General features: G+C 39.9%; 11 protein-coding genes. All 11 read left to right on the top strand.

Going from position 1 to position 19,618, the window contains the following annotated elements; translation table 11 throughout:
* The first annotated feature begins 3 nt into the window (after positions 1-3).
* The 11 genes from LB465_RS13005 (at position 4) to LB465_RS12955 (ending at position 19,606) form a co-directional block, all read left to right on the top strand.
* The gene (locus LB465_RS13005; RefSeq protein WP_224470303.1) at positions 4-3,021 is read left to right on the top strand and encodes a SusC/RagA family TonB-linked outer membrane protein; all 3,018 of its coding nucleotides are present in this window, start codon (positions 4-6) and stop codon (positions 3,019-3,021) included.
* Positions 3,022-3,041: 20 nt separating this feature from the next.
* A complete protein-coding gene (locus tag LB465_RS13000) occupies positions 3,042-4,775 on the top strand; it encodes a RagB/SusD family nutrient uptake outer membrane protein (protein WP_224470302.1) in 1,734 nt (577 codons plus the stop codon).
* Positions 4,776-4,801: 26 nt separating this feature from the next.
* Positions 4,802-5,833 (top strand): DUF5627 domain-containing protein, encoded by a 1,032-nt coding sequence (locus LB465_RS12995; RefSeq protein WP_224470301.1) that lies wholly within the window; start codon positions 4,802-4,804, stop codon positions 5,831-5,833.
* 20 nt (positions 5,834-5,853) lie between these two features.
* Positions 5,854-7,986: an endo-1,4-beta-xylanase gene (locus tag LB465_RS12990; protein ID WP_224470300.1), complete on the top strand. Its 2,133-nt coding sequence runs from the start codon at positions 5,854-5,856 to the stop codon at positions 7,984-7,986.
* 10 nt (positions 7,987-7,996) lie between these two features.
* Complete coding sequence (locus LB465_RS12985; RefSeq protein ID WP_224470299.1) at positions 7,997-9,298, top strand: cellulase family glycosylhydrolase; 1,302 nt, start codon at positions 7,997-7,999, stop codon at positions 9,296-9,298.
* A 403-nt stretch (positions 9,299-9,701) separates the two neighbouring features.
* Positions 9,702-10,856, top strand: a complete 1,155-nt coding sequence (locus LB465_RS12980) for an endo-1,4-beta-xylanase (RefSeq protein WP_224470298.1) — start codon at positions 9,702-9,704, stop codon at positions 10,854-10,856.
* A 25-nt stretch (positions 10,857-10,881) separates the two neighbouring features.
* Positions 10,882-12,816, top strand: a complete 1,935-nt coding sequence (locus tag LB465_RS12975; RefSeq protein WP_224470297.1) for a glycoside hydrolase family 97 protein — start codon at positions 10,882-10,884, stop codon at positions 12,814-12,816.
* Between the two features lie 31 nt (positions 12,817-12,847).
* On the top strand, positions 12,848-14,170 hold the full coding sequence (locus LB465_RS12970) for an alpha/beta hydrolase family protein (RefSeq protein WP_224470296.1): 1,323 nt from the start codon (positions 12,848-12,850) through the stop codon (positions 14,168-14,170).
* Positions 14,171-14,175: 5 nt separating this feature from the next.
* Positions 14,176-15,738 carry a glycoside hydrolase family 43 protein gene (locus LB465_RS12965; RefSeq protein WP_224470295.1) on the top strand — a complete coding sequence of 521 codons (1,563 nt, stop codon included), beginning with the start codon at positions 14,176-14,178 and terminating at the stop codon, positions 15,736-15,738.
* 1 nt (position 15,739) lies between these two features.
* Positions 15,740-17,098 (top strand): family 43 glycosylhydrolase, encoded by a 1,359-nt coding sequence (locus tag LB465_RS12960; RefSeq protein ID WP_224470294.1) that lies wholly within the window; start codon positions 15,740-15,742, stop codon positions 17,096-17,098.
* Positions 17,099-17,104: 6 nt separating this feature from the next.
* The gene (locus LB465_RS12955) at positions 17,105-19,606 is read left to right on the top strand and encodes a glycoside hydrolase family 95 protein (protein ID WP_224470293.1); all 2,502 of its coding nucleotides are present in this window, start codon (positions 17,105-17,107) and stop codon (positions 19,604-19,606) included.
* Positions 19,607-19,618: the final 12 nt, after the last annotated feature.

The raw sequence follows: 19,618 nt of genomic DNA, 5'->3' as shown, positions 1-19,618 counted from the left end.
AGAATGAATATTATAAAATTTAAAGTAGTTTTTTGTGCACTAATTGCCTTGATGCCTTTTATAGGGCTCGCACAAACATCTGAAAATATTGATGTGGAAGCCATTGTTAGAGGCAAAGAAGGGAAGCCTTTAGTAGGCGCTACCGTTATGGCAGCTTCCGGTAATATCGTAGTTACAGATTCTATAGGTAGCTTTTCAATTTCAACGAGCTTATACTCCAATTTAGTTGTAGAAGCCCTGGAATATACATCGCAAACAGTGATAGCTACACCGGATCTGAAAAATATAAGTTTGGAACCATTAGAAGCTTATAAAGATGTTAACGTAGCATTTAGGACGGTAGAAAAGAGAAATTTATTGAGTGGAGTCTCAGTAGTGGATTTGGAAGAGTTAATGGAGAAGAACTATAATACAAACACGCTCGAAAACATGGATGGATTTGCCAATGGTTTCAACGGAAACATTTGGGGAATGGATCAATACTTAGTCCTTATAGATGGAGTTCCGCGAGATGCAAGTAGTATAATGCCTACTGAGATTGAGCAAATTAGTTTCTTAAAGGGAATTTCAGCTGTAGCATTATATGGTAGCCAGGCTGCTAAAGGTGTTGTACAAATTACCACAAAAAGTGGAAAAATTCAGGATCAGCAAATTGATGTAAGGGTAAATGCGGGGATGTATGTGCCTAAAAGTTATCCGAAATATTTGGGCTCTGCAGAATATATGACGCTTTATAATGAAGCAAGGTCAAACGATGGTTTAAGCCAACTTTATAATGATGAAACTATCTATAACTATGCTTCAGGTGATAACCCTTACAGGTATCCCGATGTAAATTATTATTCTTCAGATTATTTACAGGAAACTTATAATAGGTATGACGCTACCGCTCAGATTTCAGGAGGTAATGAAACCGCTCAATATTATACTAATCTTGGATTTTACACAGCAGGTTCACTTCTAGATTTCGGTGAAGCTGAAAATAACAGATCTCAAAGATTCAATATTCGTGGAAACGTAAATATTGATATAACCGAAACCTTATACGCCACCGTAAATGCATCGGCAGTATATTATAACGGTTGGGGAGTGAATACAGATTACTGGGGCGGTGCTGCAAGTTTAAGGCCAAACCGATTTTCTCCTTTAATTCCTACGAGTATGATTGAGGAATCTGATGAGAACTCAATGCAATTTGTAAACAATAGCAGTTACCTTATAGATGGGCAGTATCTCTTAGGGGGAACCCAACTTGACCAGACCAATCCCTTTGCCGCGATTTATGCCGGTGGAAGTAATAACTACACCAGCAGGCAATTTCAGTTTAATACGGGTATAGGGGCCGATTTGGGAAATCTGGTTGATGGTTTGAGTTTTCATTCAAATTTTGGAGTAGATTATTCTACCTCTTACAACCAGTCGTATAACAATGAGTACGCAGTATTTCAGCCGAGCTGGACAAATTATGATGGGGGAGATTTAATTGCAGGTTTAACACAATATGGTCAGGATGCCAGGTCTGGAGTACAAAACATAAGTGATAGTTGGTATAGACAAACGATTTCGTTTTCGGGTCAATTTAACTATGAAACTAAAATAGAAGAAGACCATAACGTTTCAGCTATGCTTATAGCCAATGGATTTCAACAATCTATTTCAGAGGAGTATCACCGTACCAGTAATGCCAACTTAGGCTTGTACCTTGGGTATGACTATTTAGAAAAATATTTTGTGAATTTTAGCGGTGCCCTTGTGCATTCCGCGAAGTTACCAGAAGGAAACCGCCAGGCTTTTTCTCCAACCTTTACTTTAGGATGGCGCTTAAGTGAAGAAAATTTCCTTGAGAATTCAACGGTATTTGATGAATTAAAACTTACCGCTTCAGCAGGTATTTTACATACCGATATAGATATTCAGGATTACTTTCTTTATGAAAGTATTTATACCCAAACAGATGGGGCCTGGTTTAACTGGAGAGATGGTGCTTTAAGCCGCTCAACCGATTCAAGAAGAGGCCAGAATGATGATTTGACTTTTGCTAAAAGAGAAGAAATTAATTTTGGAGTAGAGGCTTCGCTATTTGATAAGCTTTTCCATGTTCAGGGATCATTTTTCGCGAACAGGATGACAGGCGGTATTGTACAGGCATCTGTATTATATCCTAACTATTTTAGTACTGGATGGCCAAATTCTTCATTTATTCCTTTTGTGAATTATAATGATGATCAGCGTATTGGTTTTGACTTCCGAGCTGATTGGAATCAACAATTTGGCGAACTAGAAACTACACTTGGAGTGGTTGGTACTTATTACGAAACCAAAGCTACGAAGCGGGCAGAAATGTTTGAAGATGCATATCAAAACAGGCAGGGAAATCCATTAGATGCTATTTGGGGTCTTGAAAGCGATGGGCTTTTTATGAGTGCCGAAGAAATTGAGAATTCACCAGGCCAAAGTTATGGACAGGTTGCACCTGGAGATATTAAATATGTAGATCAAAATGGCGATGGAATTATAGACAACCAGGATGAGGTTTATCTTGGTAAGGGAGGCTGGTTTGGTTCCCCACTAACTTTAGGTGTGAATTTTACTGCGAAATGGAAAGACTTTACCTTTTTCGCCCTTGGTATTGGACGTTTTGGCGCACACGCTATGAAAAATAATTCATACTTCTGGATGGATGGAGAAGATAAATATTCAATTATAGCTCGTGATCGTTGGACGCCGGAGACGAGTGAAACTGCTACCTATCCAAGGTTAACTACAACCAATAGTAATAACAACTTTAGATCTTCAGATTTCTGGCTTTATAGTACAGATCGTTTTGACCTGGCCAAGGTCCAGATATCTTATAATTTACCTAAAGAACTATTTGCTCAATCGTTTGTACAGGAATTAGGGGTGTATGTGAATGGAGCTAATTTATTAACCGTGTCTCCTGAACGTGAGGTTTTAGAGTTAAATGTAGGAAGCGCGCCTCAGAATAGATTTTATAACCTGGGCGTAAAAGCAATATTTTAAAAATTTAAATATAAAAGGAAATGAAAAGTAAATTACTACTTCTTTTATTTATGGTCTTTGCAATTACAAGTTGTGACGATCTTATAGAACCTGCCATAGAGAATAATAGAAGCCTTGAAGATATGTATGCTGAGGCGGAATACGCCCAGGGTATTTTACTCAACGCTTATACAAGGTTGCCAAATAATGGCTATTCCTTTAGTGATGTTGCAACAGATGATGCAGTTAGTAACGTGAACAATAATCCATATCGCGAAATTGCTACCGGACAGTGGACTGCGCAAAACAATCCTTTTGACCAGTGGCAAAATGCACGTGCTGCTATTCAGTATATAAATATATTCCTTGCAGAGGCAGATAAAGTTACCTGGTCTGATGATGAGGAAATAAGCGCGATGTTTAACAATAGACTTAAAGGGGAAGCTTACGGGCTAAGAGCACTATATATGTACTATCTTTTGCGCCAACATTCAGGATGGGCTAACGGAGAGCTTTTAGGAGTTCCAATTTTACTGGAACCTGAAGGAACGGCCTCAGATTTTAATCAGCCAAGGGCAACCTTCGAAGAGTGTATGCAACAATTATATGCTGATGTGGAACAAGCCGAAGCATTACTTCCTTTAGATTATGAAACACTCTCTAATTTACCAGAAGGTTATTCAGATTTAGCAGATTACAACAGGGTTTTTGGAGAATATGCCAAACAAAGAATGACGGGCAGAATTGCCAAAACCGTAAGAGCACAGGCAGCATTACTAGCTGCAAGTCCGGCATATGCCGATGGGAATACTACTACCTGGGCCGATGTTGCCAATTATGCCGGTGAGGTTCTGGCAGACAACGGAGGTGTTAGTGGTATCGCAGAAGATGGGCATACCTGGTATAAAAATGCTTCACAAATAAATGGTATTGGTGGAGGTAATAACCCACCCGAAATTATTTGGAGAACCGATGTAGTAGAAACCAGCGATTTAGAACAGCAGCATTTTCCGCCGACTTTATTTGGTGACGGACAGCTAAATCCAACACAAAACCTTGTGAATTCATTTCCAATGGCTAATGGTTATCCAATTTCCGATCCCGCAAGTGGGTTTGATCCTTCAAATCCTTATTCGAACAGAGATCCGCGATTAGAACATTATGTGGTGGTAAATCAAAGTACGGCAGGACCAAATAATTCTACCATAGTAACAGCTGCTGATGGAACTACTAACGATGCGCTAAATTCGGTAGAAACATCTACCAGAACAGGTTATTATTTAAGAAAATTACTAAGACAGGATGTTAATTTGGATCCGGTTATCAATAATACGCAACAGCATTATACCGCCAGAATGAGATATACTGAACTGTATTTAATTTATGCAGAAGCTGCTAATGAAGCCTGGGGCCCCAGAGGAACTGGAACACACGGCTTTTCAGCTTATGATGTGATTGCTGGATTGCGGGAGCGTGCAGGAATAACGCAACCCGATGCATATTTAGAGTCTATTGGCTCAGACCCAAATGCAATGCGTGAATTAATTAGAAATGAACGCCGATTGGAATTAAGTTTTGAAGGGTTTAGGTTTTGGGATATACGTCGTTGGGGCGATGACTTAACAGTTCCGGCCAGAGGGGTAAGCATCCTTGATGGTGATCATCAAACTATAACGGTAGAAGACAGGATTTATGAAGAATATATGCAGTATGGTCCTATCCCTTTTAGCGAGGTTTTAAAATATGATGCACTTATTCAAAACCAGGGTTGGTAGTTAGTTTAATTATTAAAGAACAGAAAATGAAAAACAAAATATATTTAATCGCTTTAATTATTCTTTCGGGCTTGATGTCATGTGAGAATGATAAATGGGAATTTGAAGATTACGAATACCAAACTGTTTATTTTGCTTACCAATTTCCGGTAAGGACAATTACACTTGGGGAAGATATTTTTGATACTTCATTGGATAATGAAGGTAAAGCCAAAATAATGGCCACTACCGGCGGAACTTACGATAATGATCAGGATGTTTTTATAGATTTTGAGGTAGATAATTCTTTAACAGACGGGCTTGTATTTGATGAAAACGGCCAACCTGTTCAAGCAATGCCAGAGAACTATTATATGCTTGAATCGAATGAGATTATGATTCCAAAAGGAGAACTTACGGGTGGTGTTGAATTTCAATTAAGCGATGCATTTTTTGCTGATAGCCTTGCCATTGGAAGAAATTATGTAATTCCGCTTCAAATGACCAATGTTGTAAGTGCAGATTCCATTCTAAGAGGAATACCACTAGCGGCAAATCCGCGCAGGCCTATTGCAGAAGATTGGGAGGTATTGCCTAAAGACTTCATCTTGTATGCAGTGAAATATGTAAATCCGTGGCACGGTAATTATTTACGCCGTGGTGTGGATGTTATTGAAGGAACTACGGGTAATGAGAATCTTGATGATACGGTAGTTAGAGAAGAAGAATATGTGGTAGACGATCAAGTAGTATCATTAACAACTCGTTCTCTGGACGAAGTGGAGCTGGATTTGGTTTTTCAAAACAGCGAGGGCTATGCAGTAAACTGTACTTTAATTTTAAGCTTTGACGATTCTGGTAACTGTACAGTTAGAGCCGCCTCTAATGAATATACGGCCAGCGGTAGCGGCCAGTTCGTAAAGGATGGTGAAGAAAATAGTTGGGGAGGTAAAGATCGTGATGCCCTTTATCTGGATTATCAGGTTAACCTTGAAGAAATTAATGTGAGTACAAAAGATACGCTTGTACTTAGAGATCGTGGGGTACGAATGGAAACATTTTCTCCAGTATTAGAATAAAATTTAAAAATAAATCGATTATGAAATATTTAAATCGTTTTCTCGTATGTAGTGGATTATTAGCTATGGTATTTTCCTGTGCTGATCCTGATCCACTGGAATTTCAAGTAGAAAAGCCAGAGGGCTTAGAAGCTCAGGAAGATATTAATTCTTATGCACCTCTTAAGAGCTATAAAGATAGTACCTCAAATTTCACCTTAGGTGGGGCTGTTTCTATTTCAGATTATATTAATAAGGGAGTAATGTACAGGCTTATTAATAAAAATTTTGATGAGCTTACCGTAGGTTATGGAATGAAGCATGGTGCCATCGTGCAAAATGATGGTTCTATGAATTTTGCCCAGGTAAATGAACTCATAGCTGCGGCACAACAAGCAGGAACTTCTATATACGGGCATACTCTTATCTGGCACGCTAATCAAAATGCCGAATATCTGAACAGCACAATTGCGCCAACGGTAATAGGTGGCGGACCAAGCTGGGATGAGATTGCTGGTGCTGACTTTGAAACGGATGAAGCAGCAAACTATGAGGCTAACGAAAATGATATTATGTCTTTTACGGCTGCCGGAGAAGGTGCAGACGGTGAGGGCAGGGCATTGGCGGTGACTAATGGAGAAGTTCGGGAAAACGATTGGGAAAGCCAGTTCTTTTTTAAGTTTTCTCCGGCTATGGAAGTAGGGGAAGAATACGAACTTACTATGGATGTTCGCTCAGATGCTGATGCCTCTTTTGCTACCCAGGCTCATATTCAACCTGGCGAGTATAAACACTGGGATTTTTTTGGTGCTATTCCCGCCTCTGCTGAATGGACTACTTTTACCAAAAGAATTATTGTTTCTGAAGAACTTGCAGAGTCAAGTACTATTGCTTTTAACCTCGGCAATGTTGCCACTACTTATTATTTTGATAACATAAGCCTGAAAAAATATAACGAGGAAGGCAGTGGTGGCGGTCCGGCATTGGATCCAAGCGTAATTACCAATTCTGATTTTGAAAGTGGCACCGACGGCTGGGCTGGCTGGGGAAATGGCTCTACCATGGAGCGATCAGCAGAAGGTGAGGGCTATGGTGATACAGGTTATGCTTTTACCTTTACGAATCCTTCCGCTACGAATTTTTGGGAAGCACAGATTGCCTATGATTTACCTACATTGGAAATGGAAGAAACTTATGTATTGAATTTTAAAGTAAAGGCAAATACTGCCGGTACTCTTCGTGCCGAGCTACAATCGCCATCTGATTATTCAAGTGATGGACTTGGCTCATTTAACGTATCGGAAGACTGGGAGGAATATACTTTGGAGACGACGATTACCAAGGAAGACCGTGAGCGATTAGTTATTAGCTATGGTGATTTTGCAGGCACAGTTTATATTGATGAGGTAACGCTTTCGCGTATAAACCCCAATGCCGGGGGTGTTATAGAGAAAACACCAGAAGAAAAGGAGGAGATCATTGCCAGTGAAATGGAGAGATGGATTACGGGCATGATGGAAGTTTCCAAAGACTATGTAGATGCCTGGGATGTTGTTAACGAACCTATGGATGACGGAAATCCATACGAATTAAAAAGTGGGCAGACCGATTTTGATATCACCAGTGACGAATTTTACTGGCAGGACTACCTTGGTAAAGATTATGCGGTTAAAGCCTTTAAACTGGCCAGGGAGTATGGTAATCCCGAAGATCTCCTTTTTATAAACGACTATAACCTTGAATATAACTTAGACAAGACCAGGGGACTCATTGAATATGTAGAATACATAGAAAGCCAGGGTGCTACTGTAGATGGTATTGGGACTCAAATGCATATAAGTATAGATTCCGATAAAAATAATATTGCTCAAATGTTTCAACTTCTTGCTGAAACCGGTAAACTCATTAAAGTTTCAGAACTGGACATAAGAACAAATGTCTCTGAACCTACAGATGAAGTTTTACAACAGCAAGCCGATATGTATAGTTACGTAGTTGAAGCTTATGAAGCACACGTTCCGCAGGCTCAAAGATATGGTATTACCGTTTGGGGAATATCCGACAGTCCTGAAGATGCAAATTGGCTACCGGGGGAATTCCAGGGCTTGTGGGATGTAAATCTAACCAGAAAACCCGCTTATAAGAGTTTTGCCGAAGCTCTTGAAAATTTATAAAAATTAATTAATGCTGGTAAACAAGGGTTTAAATAGAGTATCCGTTCTAATCATTTTGCTATTTATTATAGTGGGATGTTCGGCTGATGATAATCTCCTGCCGGATGACGCGGAAACTGTTGAAGAAAATCCGGTTGCGGAAGAAGATGATCAAACTGAGGAGGATGATTCCTCTATAGATATTGAATGGCCTTTAAATACACCTAAATTAAATGTTGAGGGTAGGTATTTGAAAAACACCTGTGGTGAAAAAGTATTGCTACACGGGGTAGCCATGACGCCTAATCCCTGGTTTAACGGTGGCCACGTAGGTGAATGGCGTTGGAACAATTATGATGTAGAGGGAGCATTGGATTATAACAAATCAGTGATGGATAAACTAACCAATAAGGATGAAGATGGCTGGTATCTAAATATGGTACGCCTACACATAGATCCTTATTGGTCTAATAATCCCGGCGCTGAGGTGGATGGGGAAAATGATATTTCTGAATTTAATTTTGATCGTTTTGTAGAAGGAGTGAATGAGGTAATTCTTCCTTTAGTTGAACATGCTAAATCCAGGGGAATGTATGTTATCCTGAGACCACCAGGAGTATGCCCCGAAAGGATTAATGTTGATGATGAATATCACGAATACCTAAAAACCGTGTGGGGCTATTTATCGAAGCACGAAGACTTGAAAAATTCTGAACACGTGATGTTTGAATTAGCAAATGAACCAATTCATATTTTAGGGACTAATGGGGAATGGGGTAGTAATACCCAACCTCATTTCGATAAGTTAAAATTGTTTTTTCAGCCTTTGGTAGATATGATTCGTAACAACGGGTTTGAAAATGTAATTTGGATTCCTGGTTCTGGCTATCAGTCCCATTATAAGGGTTATGCAAATAATCCTATTGAAGGCGACAATATTGGGTATTCTGTACATATTTATCCCGGTTATTGGGGAGAGGATAATAATGATCCGGTAACTTTCAGAAGTAATTGGGCAGAGAATATCAAGCCGGTTGCAGACATTGCTCCCGTTGCTATTACAGAAATAGACTGGGCACCTGAAGGTTATAATGCCTGGGGCGAAGGTGGCGTTACCGGCGAGGCCGGTGTCTGGGGATTTGGAGCAAACTTTAAAACTCTTGCCGATGAGAGTGGAAATGTAAGTTGGAATTTACTGGCCCCTGAAAACTTAATCGATAAGGGCGATTCTGAAGGCGATATAGCTTACGATAACGATCCCGAAGCATGTGCCAATCCTGTACATAAATGGTTTGGAGAATATGCAGAAGAGAAAGAGAATTGTGATATTTAATGAACAATAAAATTTATTTCGTCACATTTTAGAAATAGTTAAATAGCTCTAAGATATGTCCAAAATTTGAATTTTGAAATTCATTAGGGTATCAAAAAATGATTTATAAACAGTAAATAATAGTGTTGCAATCCATTATTGAATTTTAATCGTGTGTGATTTTTAATGATAGTTCTCCTAACCCCAAAAGTCTGGATACCGTTTGGATTAGCAACGCTTATAGCTCGGTATGAATTAGCCTTTTGTGGATGTTAGGAGAACTTTTTTTAACCATTTGCCTGAAAACCATACAAATACTCTAAAATATCACATTATATAATTCATTTTAAGATTAAATTACAAATTATTATATTAAGAATTATTCCAGTTCCCTCTGGTTATTCCCATTTAAAAATAAACTGCTATGCTAAAAAGAAAAAAATTCTCTATTTTTATATTACTGTTAAGTGTATTTTTTACATTTTACAGCTGTAATACTAATAAAAAATCAGTTGATAATGTCGATTCATTTCCAACTAGCTTAAAAGAAGCGTTTAAAGATAAATTTTATATAGGTACTACACTTAACACCTGGCAAATTAGTGGTAGGCAACCCGAAGAAATAAAGGTGGCCAAAGAAAATTTTAATTCAATTGTTGCTGAAAATATTATGAAAAGTGCAAGAATTCAACCTAAAGAAGGGGAATTCAATTTTTCATTGGCTGATGAGTTAGTAAATTTTGGCGAAGAGAATAATATGCACATTCACGGGCATACCCTAATATGGCATTCACAGGCTCCCGATTGGTTTTTTGTAGATGAGGATGGAAATACGGTATCTAAAGAAATACTTACCCAACGAATGAAGGAACATATTCATATGGTAGTAGGTCGATATAAAGGTAGAATCCATTCCTGGGATGTGGTAAATGAGGCAATTGAAGATGATGGTAGTTACCGTGAAAGCAAATTCTACAAAATTTTAGGTGAAGATTTTATAAAACTGGCCTTTGAGTTTGCACACGAAGCAGATCCTGATGCCGAGCTTTATTATAATGACTATTCTATGTCCAATCCGGGAAAACGTAACGGTGTGGTAAAAATGGTTGAAAAACTTCAGAATGATGGGGTTGCTGTTCACGGAATTGGAATGCAGGGACATATAGGACTTGGTCATCCAGATATCAGGGAGTTTGAAAAAAGCCTGCAAGCTTACGGAGAGCTTGGCAAAGTTATGATTACAGAATTAGATTTAAGTGTTTTACCATCACCCTGGGGCGATGCGGGTGCAGAAATTTCAGATAATTATGAATATGAAGATAAAATGAATCCGTTTCCTGATGGTTTGCCTGAAGATGTTGAGCAACAATTTACTAAAAGATATCTAGAATTTTTTGAACTTTTCCTAAAACATCAGGATAAGATTTCAAGAGTTGCGCTTTGGGGAGTTAACGATGGGAATTCCTGGAAAAATAATTGGCCGGTAAGAGGAAGAACCGATTATCCATTGTTATTCGATCGTGAAAACAATGCGAAACCCGTGGTGAAAGAGCTTATTGAATTGGCTTCAGCAAAATAAAACTATTTGAAACACTTAATGTATTATGAAAAATATTTTTCTATTTATAGCTATTATTACCGGTTTTAATACGGGATTTGCACAGAAGGCCGTAATCAATAGTCCCGATGAAGCTGTAAAAGTGGAAATTTATTTAGAAGAAGGAAAACCAACCTATTCCGTTTTATACAAGAATGAAGTTGTGCTGGAAAAGTCCCGCTTAGGGCTGAAAACAAATATTTCAGATTATTCCAAAGGTTTGACTTTTGAAGGCCATGAAACAAATTCCGTAGAGAAAACTTACGAGTCCAAAAAGCTTAAGAAATCGGGAATTAATTATAAGGCTAAGGAGTTAATTTCTACTTTTTCCAATAAAGAAGGTCAAAAAATCGATGTTGTTTTCCACGTTAGCGATAATGATATCGCATTTAGGTACCATCTTCAAAAATATAGTGACACTATAGCCCACTTGGTTACAAAAGAATTCACAGGATTTAATTTCCAAAAAACGGCAAAAGGTTTTTTGACACCTCAGTCTAAATCTATGGTAGGTTTTCAACGGACCAAGCCCAGTTACGAAGAAGGTTATTATTTAGATCAGGATATTACCGCCGCTTCTGCTAATAATTTAGGTTATACCTTTCCGGGTTTATTTAAAACTGAAGATCACTGGATTCTTCTCTCTGAAACCGGAGTTGACGGTACCTACGTGGGCGCTCATCTCAGCGATCCAAATGCTGAAGGAGAATATACGATTGCTTTTCCCGATAGTACTGAAAATAATGATTTTGGTAGCACAGGTGCGGCCATTTCCCTTCCATTTAGCACTCCGTGGCGGACTATCACAATTGGTGAAACTTTAAAACCTATTGTAGAAACCACCATTCCTTTTGATGTGGTGGAGCCGCTTTACGAAGCCTCTCAGGATTATGAATTCGGGCGCGGCGTATGGAGCTGGATTATGTGGCAGGATGGCAGTATGAATTATGACGACCAGGTGACCTACATTGATTTCGCTGCTGAAATGGGTTATGAATACATCTTGATTGATGCCCTTTGGGACCAGAATATTGGGTACGACAGGATGGAACAACTCATTGATTACGCCAACATTAAAAACGTAGATGTTTTCTTGTGGTATAACTCCAACGGCGTTGCCAACGACGCCCCGATGACGCCCAGGAACAAAATGCACCGGGCTATTACCCGCAAACAGGAGATGCAATGGTTGCAGGAGAACGGGGTAAAAGGCCTTAAAGTTGATTTTATGGGAGGTGATAAGCAAGAGACCATTCAGCTTTATGAGGATATAATGTCCGACGCTAATGACCACGGCTTAATGATGATCTTTCACGGCGCCACAATTCCACGAGGTTGGGAGGTAATGTATCCTAATTTTATAAGTACTGAAGCAGTTCTTGCTTCAGAAAATCTAATGTTCAGTCAGTATGCAAACGACCAGGAAGCCCGAAGTGCTGCCATTCATCCGTTTATAAGGAACACGGTGGGAAGTATGGATTTTGGCGGTACTGTTCTAAACGAACGCTACAACCGAACCAATGACGGCGGAAACTTTAGAAGAACCTCTGATGCTTTTCAATTGGCAACTGCAGTTCTATTCCAAACGCCGGTTCAATTCTTCGCATTGACGCCAAATAATCTCGAAGACGCTCCGGAATTTGCCATAGACTTTATGAAAAACGTCCCCACAACCTGGGATGAGACTATTTTCATTGAAGGATATCCGGGAGAATACAGCGTGATAGCAAGAAGGCACAAGAATCAGTGGTATATCGCTGGGATCAATGCTTCAAAAGAAGCAAAGAAAGTGAGCTTTTCCCTTCCAGAAATGGAAGGAAAGAAATTCAGTATTATTAATGACTCTAAAAAGGGGAAAACTGAAAAGAAAGAAATAACAGAAAAAAGAGGAAAATTTGAACTGACCATTCAACCTCAGGGCGGATTTGTGATTACAAATTAGCCTAAATTGCTCCTCCTGTAAAATATTTAAAATGAAACAATTATTTGGCATTATCATTTTTTTTAGCTGCGTTAATCAATCGATGGCGCAGTTTTCTCAGCAGGAGCGGGACAGTATTTACCGTTTAAGTGCGCAGGATCATCAATTAATGTTGCAGAAATTAGGTATAGATTCCTTGCGGCACGGACCCTCTGGAAATCCGAATGATCCTAATGCAGCGAATTCTGACGAATCTAAAGTTGTAGATTACAGCTTGCCCGAACTTTTGGATTTTAAAGACGGATCAAAAGTCACTTCAGTTTCTGAATGGGAAAAACGCAGGCAGGAGATCAAAGAAGATTTTAATGCTGAAGTCTATGGAAGATTCCCTAAAAATATCCCTGCTGTAAACTGGAAAGTTGTTTCCCGGAAAGATTCAATTATTGGTGAATATCCGGTGCAGGTTGAGAAACTCTTGGGAGTGGTAGATAATTCTGCGTATCCCGAGATCGAGGTCGAAATTCAGATGACCCTGACCCTTCCAAAAAATACAGATCAAAAAGTGCCGGTAATTTTAAAATTTGATTGGAATTTCCCGGCAGGTTTTAACCCACCTGAACAGGAAAATCCCTGGCAGGAACAATTACTCGCACAAAACTGGGGTTACGCCAGTTTGATCCCAACAAGTTATCAGGCCGATAATGGCTCTGGACTTCGGGAAGGAATCATCGGTTTAGTAAATAAAGGCGAACCGCGAAAACTGGATGATTGGGGCGCTTTGAAAGCCTGGGCCTGGGGCGCCAGCCGTGCGCTTGATTATTTTGAAAATCATTCAAAAGTTGATGCAAATAAGGTTGCTATAGAAGGACTTTCCCGCTACGGAAAAGCAGCGATGGTCACTATGGCCTATGATGAAAGATTTGCTGTTGGATTTATAGGTTCTGCCGGTGCAGGTGGTACTAAAATATTGAGAAGAAATTTTGGAGAACAGGTAGAGAATCTGGTCTCCAGTTCCCAATACCACTGGTTTGCTCCCAATTTTATAAAATACGGCGGTCCTTTAGAAACAAAAGACCTTCCGGTTGATGCCCATCATTTGATTGCGCTTGCGGCGCCAAGACCTGTTTTTATCAGCAGCGGGGATCCTAAGGTTGAAGGAAATTGGATAGACGCCAAAGGAATGTACTTAGCCGGAGTTCACGCGAGTCCTGCTTATGAAATCTATGGTGAAAAAGGACTGTCAAAAACTGAATTTCCTCAAGTTAGGGAGTTTTTATCTGAAGGTAAACTTGTTTTTAGAATACACGAAGGCGGTCATACTGTAGTCCCTAACTGGCCATATTTTATAGAATTTGCCAAACCCTATTTCAAATAAAGAATATGAAAAAGAGAAATCTACTCATTATAATTTTAAGCCTGTTTTTAGGAAATTCAGTCGTTGCACAACAGCAGGCTCAAAATCCTATTATCCATGCCGATGTTCCAGATGCTTCTATAATTAGGGTTGGTGATGCCTATTATATGAGCAGCACCACGATGCATATGAATCCCGGGGTGCCGATTATGAAATCCAATGATTTGGTGAACTGGGAAATAGTAAATTATGCTTATAATACTTTGGGGGATTCAGATGCCCTGAATATGGAAAATGGTGAAAATGCATATGGGAGAGGATCCTGGGCAAGCAGCCTTCGTTACCATAATGATACTTTTTACGTTTCCACTTTTTCGAGCACCACAGGAAAAACTTATATTTTCAAAACAAAAGATATTGAAAATGGTTCCTTTGAAGAGATTTCTTTTACCCCATCTCTTCACGACAATACTTTATTTTTTGATGACGATGGAAAGACTTATCTCATTTGGGGTGGAGGTAAACTGAATATAGTAGAGCTTAAAGATAATCTGTCAGGAGTAAAGGAAGGTACAGAACGGGTTCTAATTGAGAACGCTACGGAACCTATTGGATCCAATTATATTCTTCCTGCGGAAGGATCTCAAATATTTAAGGCCAACGGTAAGTATTACCTATTCAACATCGCCTGGCCAAGAGACGGGATGAGAACGGTGATTATTCATCGTGCCGATAAAATAACCGGACCTTACGAAGGAAAAATCGCTTTTCAGGATAAAGGAGTGGCACAGGGTGGTTTAATTGATACGCCTGAAGGGGATTGGTTTGCCTATTTATTCCGCGATTATGGCGCGGTTGGGCGTATTCCCTATCTGGTTCCTGTAAAATGGGAAAACGGCTGGCCTGTTCTAGGTGAAAATGGCAAGGTACCTGAAACTCTGGATCTACCCGCAAATGAAGGATGGATTCCGGGAATTGTGGCTTCAGATGATTTTAGCAGAAAGTCAGGAGACAGAGATTTGCCTCTGGTTTGGCAATGGAATCATAATCCGCAAGATAATTACTGGTCTGTCAAAGACCGCGAAGGTTATTTAAGAATGACTACAGATAGGGTAGATACTTCCTTTTTAAATACCCGAAACACACTTACCCAAAGAACCATTGGTCCGAAAAGTTCTGGCATTACTAAAGTTGATCTCTCCGGAATGAAGAATGGAGATTTTGCCGGGCTTGGTTTACTTCAGAAAAATTTCGGATTTGTAGGGGCTAAAATGATAAATAATAAGAAGCACATTATTATGGTCAATGGAGCTTCCGAAGAACCCGTTGAGGTGGAAAGTATTCCTTTGAATCAGGAGGAACTTTACCTTAAAGCCGTCGGGGATTTTAAGGACAGGAAGGATACTGCAAAATTTTACTACAGCCTTGATAATGAAAACTGGAAGGCCATTGGGAACGAACTTAAAATGTCATACACCCTGCCGCACTTTATGGGCTACAGGTTTGCGCTGTTCAACTACGCCACAAAAGAAGCAGGTGGTCATGTAGATTTCGATTACTTTAAAATTGAAGCTGAAAAAAATAATTAAGATGAAACACTCAAAAATGCCGAAAACGATATCTCTTAGTCTGATTATATTTTTCTTGTCAGTAAATGCTTTTGCACAAAATCCGCTGATTATGGACCAGTTTACTGCCGATCCTACGGCAAGGGTATTTAACGGGAAACTATACGTATTTCCTTCCCACGATATTGTGCCACCAAAAGGGGAAGGCCGTGCCGAATGGTTTAATATGGCCGATTACCACGTGTTTTCTTCGGAAGATCTTACCAATTGGACAGACCACGGAAAAATCCTGGATCAAAAAGATGTTCCCTGGGCCGATCCTAAGGCTTACAGTATGTGGGCGCCTGATGCGGTATCCAAAAATGGCAAATTTTACTTCTATTTTCCCACCAGACTCAAAGACGCCGGAGATGGGGAAAAGGGCTTTTCAATCGGCGTGGCAGTCGCCGACAAACCTGAGGGGCCTTATAAGCCACAGCCAAATCATATTCAAAGAGTAGAAGGCATAGATCCCAATGTTTTTATTGATAAAGATGGGCAGGCTTATTTGTACTGGTCCCGTGGAAAAATTTATGGTGCAAAACTGAAGGATAATATGCTTGAGCTGGATTCAGAAATAAAGACCTTCGAGGAGATCCCTCAAAAAGGGCATATTGAAGGACCTTTTGTTTTCGAAAGAAATGGCACATATTATATGACCTATCCGCACGTTGCCAATAATACTGAAAGACTGGAATATGGCACCTCCGATAATCCAATGGGGCCTTTTACTCATCAGGGGGTGATTATGGATGAATCGGCTTCGGGTACCTGGACCAATCATCATTCCATCGTGAATTATAAGGATCAATGGTACTTATTTTATCACGATAACGACCTTTCCCCCGATTTTGATAAAAACCGTTCCAATCGTGCCGATAGTTTATTCTTCGAAGAGAATGGAAACATAAAAAAAGTGATTCCAACCAAAAGGGGAGTTGGAATTACAGCAAGTACTTCTGAAATTCAGGTGGATCGGTATAGTGCGAAAAGCAATTATGGAGCTGCCTCAGTCTTTTTAGATAGGCTTGATCCTTTTAAGGGATGGAAAGTGGTTTTAAACAAACCGGAAGCCTGGGTAAAATATAATAAGGTTGATTTTGGTGCAGAAGGTTCCAAAAATGTCAAAATAAGAGCAAGATCTTTAACCGGTGGTACTGTAGCTGTGAAACTGGCAGGGCAGGACAATAAGGAAATTTCTAAAGTTACCATCCAAAAAGGTGGAAATTGGGAGGTTTTTTCGGCTCCTGTAAAATCTGAAGCAACCGCTGTTCAGGATCTGTTATTGCAACTTAAAAGTGGTGCCGGGGTTGAAGTGGACTGGGTTCAATTTGAAAAATAGAAGGGGATGAGCATTGGTGAGAATATAATTTCAAAAAGTAAGTTTTCCGGTTTCGGGTTTTCCGTTATTCTGGGAATACTGTTTTTAATTTCACCTTTTCAATCCTGGAGTCAAGATTCCCAATTAAAACTCTGGTATAATAAGCCTGCTGAGAAATGGGTAGAGGCACTTCCCGTAGGAAACGGGCGACTGGGTGCAATGGTTTACGGAGATCCTCAAGAAGAGGTTATTCAGCTGAATGAAAACACGATCTGGGCAGGACAACCTAACCGTAATGATAATCCTGAAGCTAAAGCATATTTACCCGAAGTGCAGAAACTTCTGTTTGAAGGCAAAAGCGCAGAAGCCCAGGAGCTCGTCAATCAACATTTCATAAGCAAAACTTCCCATGGAATGCCTTATCAAACCGCAGGGAATCTGAAATTATCTTTTCCGAATCACAAAAATTACACTGAATATTACCGGGAACTGGATTTGGAAACTGCGGTTACCACAACTCGCTATAGAGTTGGAGGTGTAGGTTATGAAACTAAAGTTTTCGCTTCCCATCCCGATCAGGTGATCGTGGTACAAATTACGGCAGATAAACCCGGAGCTTTAAATTTCACAGCTACGATGGATCGCCCAGGAGGTGCTGAAGTTTCAGCTGAAAATGGGACATTAAAACTACAGGGTAAAACCAGCGATTTTGAAGGAATAGAAGGGAAAGTTGAATTCCTGGCCATAACTAAAATTCAGACTGAAGGCGGAAAAATTACTTCAGTAGATGAAGCTCTTAAAATTCAGAATGCCAACAGTGCTACACTGTATATTTCCATCGCTTCTAATTTCAAAAATTACGGGGATCTGAGTATTGATGAAGTCGCAAAAGCAGAAGAATATCTTTCAGCAATAGAAAAAAAGAAGTCAGAAGAGATATACAAAACTCACCTGGAAGATTATCAAACCTATTTCAACCGGGTAGCCCTAGATCTTGGTGAAACGGAAGCTGCGAAGCTACCCACCAATGAGAGGATCATAAATTTCAAAACCGGAAATGATCCAGCCCTTGTTTCCCTATATTTTCAGTTTGGGCGCTATCTTTTAATTACCTCTTCAAGACCGGGAACCCAGCCTGCCAATTTGCAGGGGATTTGGAATGACCAGTTAAATCCTGCCTGGGATAGCAAATACACGGTAAATATTAATACCGAAATGAATTACTGGCCGGCGGAGATCACAAATCTTCCGGAATTTCACGAGCCACTGATCCAAATGGTGAAAGAACTTTCAGAAGTAGGAAGAAAAACCGCCAAAGATATGTACGGCGCAGAAGGTTGGGTGATGCATCACAATACAGACATTTGGCGAATGACGGGTGCGATAGACGGTTCCTATTGGGGAATGTGGCCAATGGGTGGGGTTTGGCTTTCCCAGCATTTATTGGATAAATACGATTTCTCAGGAGATAAGGAATTTTTGGAGTCTGTTTATCCAATAGTAAAAGAAGCATCAAAGTTTTACCTGAATTTTATGATCAGGGAACCTGAGAATAACTGGCTGGTGGTCTCTCCTTCCATTTCCCCGGAACACGCCCCAACCGAACATCCTGAGTCTTCTTTGACCTACGGAACAACGATGGATAATCAACTAATTTTTGATCTTTTCTCAAGAACAGCAAAAGCCGCTAAAATACTTGGAGATGATGAAGATTTTATAGCCGAATTAAATGATAAACTCCAGCAATTGCCTCCTATGCAAATTGGAAGTTGGGGACAATTGCAGGAATGGATAAAAGACTGGGATGATCCTAACAGCGACCACAGGCACGTCTCGCATTTATACGGACTCTATCCTTCAAACCAGATTTCCCCTTACCGCAATCCGGAGTTATTTGAGGCGGCAAAAACCTCTTTGGTTGCCCGGGGCGATGAGTCTACCGGTTGGTCCATGGGCTGGAAGGTGAACCTTTGGGCGAGATTACTTGACGGGGATCACGCGCTCAAATTGATAAAAGATCAGTTAACCCCTTCAATGCAGGAAGGCCATAGCGAAAAAGGCGGCACGTATCCCAACCTTTTTGATGCGCATCCTCCGTTTCAGATCGATGGGAATTTTGGGTGCACCGCCGGGATTGCTGAGATGCTTTTACAAAGTCACGATGGCGCCATTTATATTCTGCCTGCATTACCTGCAGACTGGAGCAAAGGAAAAATTTCCGGTTTAAGAGCTCGTGGAGGTTTTGAAGTAGCTCTTGAGTGGGAGAATAATAAGCCGGATAATGTTATTATTAAATCTGAATTAGGTGGTATTGCTAGGATTCGGTCATATACCCCGTTGGAAGGCGAAGGACTGGAAAAAGCCAAAGGTGATAATCCGAATAAATTCTATACTCACCCGGAAATTAAGCAACCGCTTATTTCAGAAGAAACAGATTTAAACCCGGTTAAAATTCATAAGGTTTATGAATACGATTTAAAAACTTCTAAAGGAGAACAGTATACATTAACTACTAAGAAATTACTATAACCGATAAATTAT

This window comes from Salegentibacter lacus (genome assembly GCF_020164555.1).
Classification (GTDB): domain Bacteria; phylum Bacteroidota; class Bacteroidia; order Flavobacteriales; family Flavobacteriaceae; genus Salegentibacter; species Salegentibacter lacus.
The sequence above is the reverse complement of the archived record's forward strand: the minus strand, read 5'-3'. Positions and strand labels throughout refer to the sequence as shown.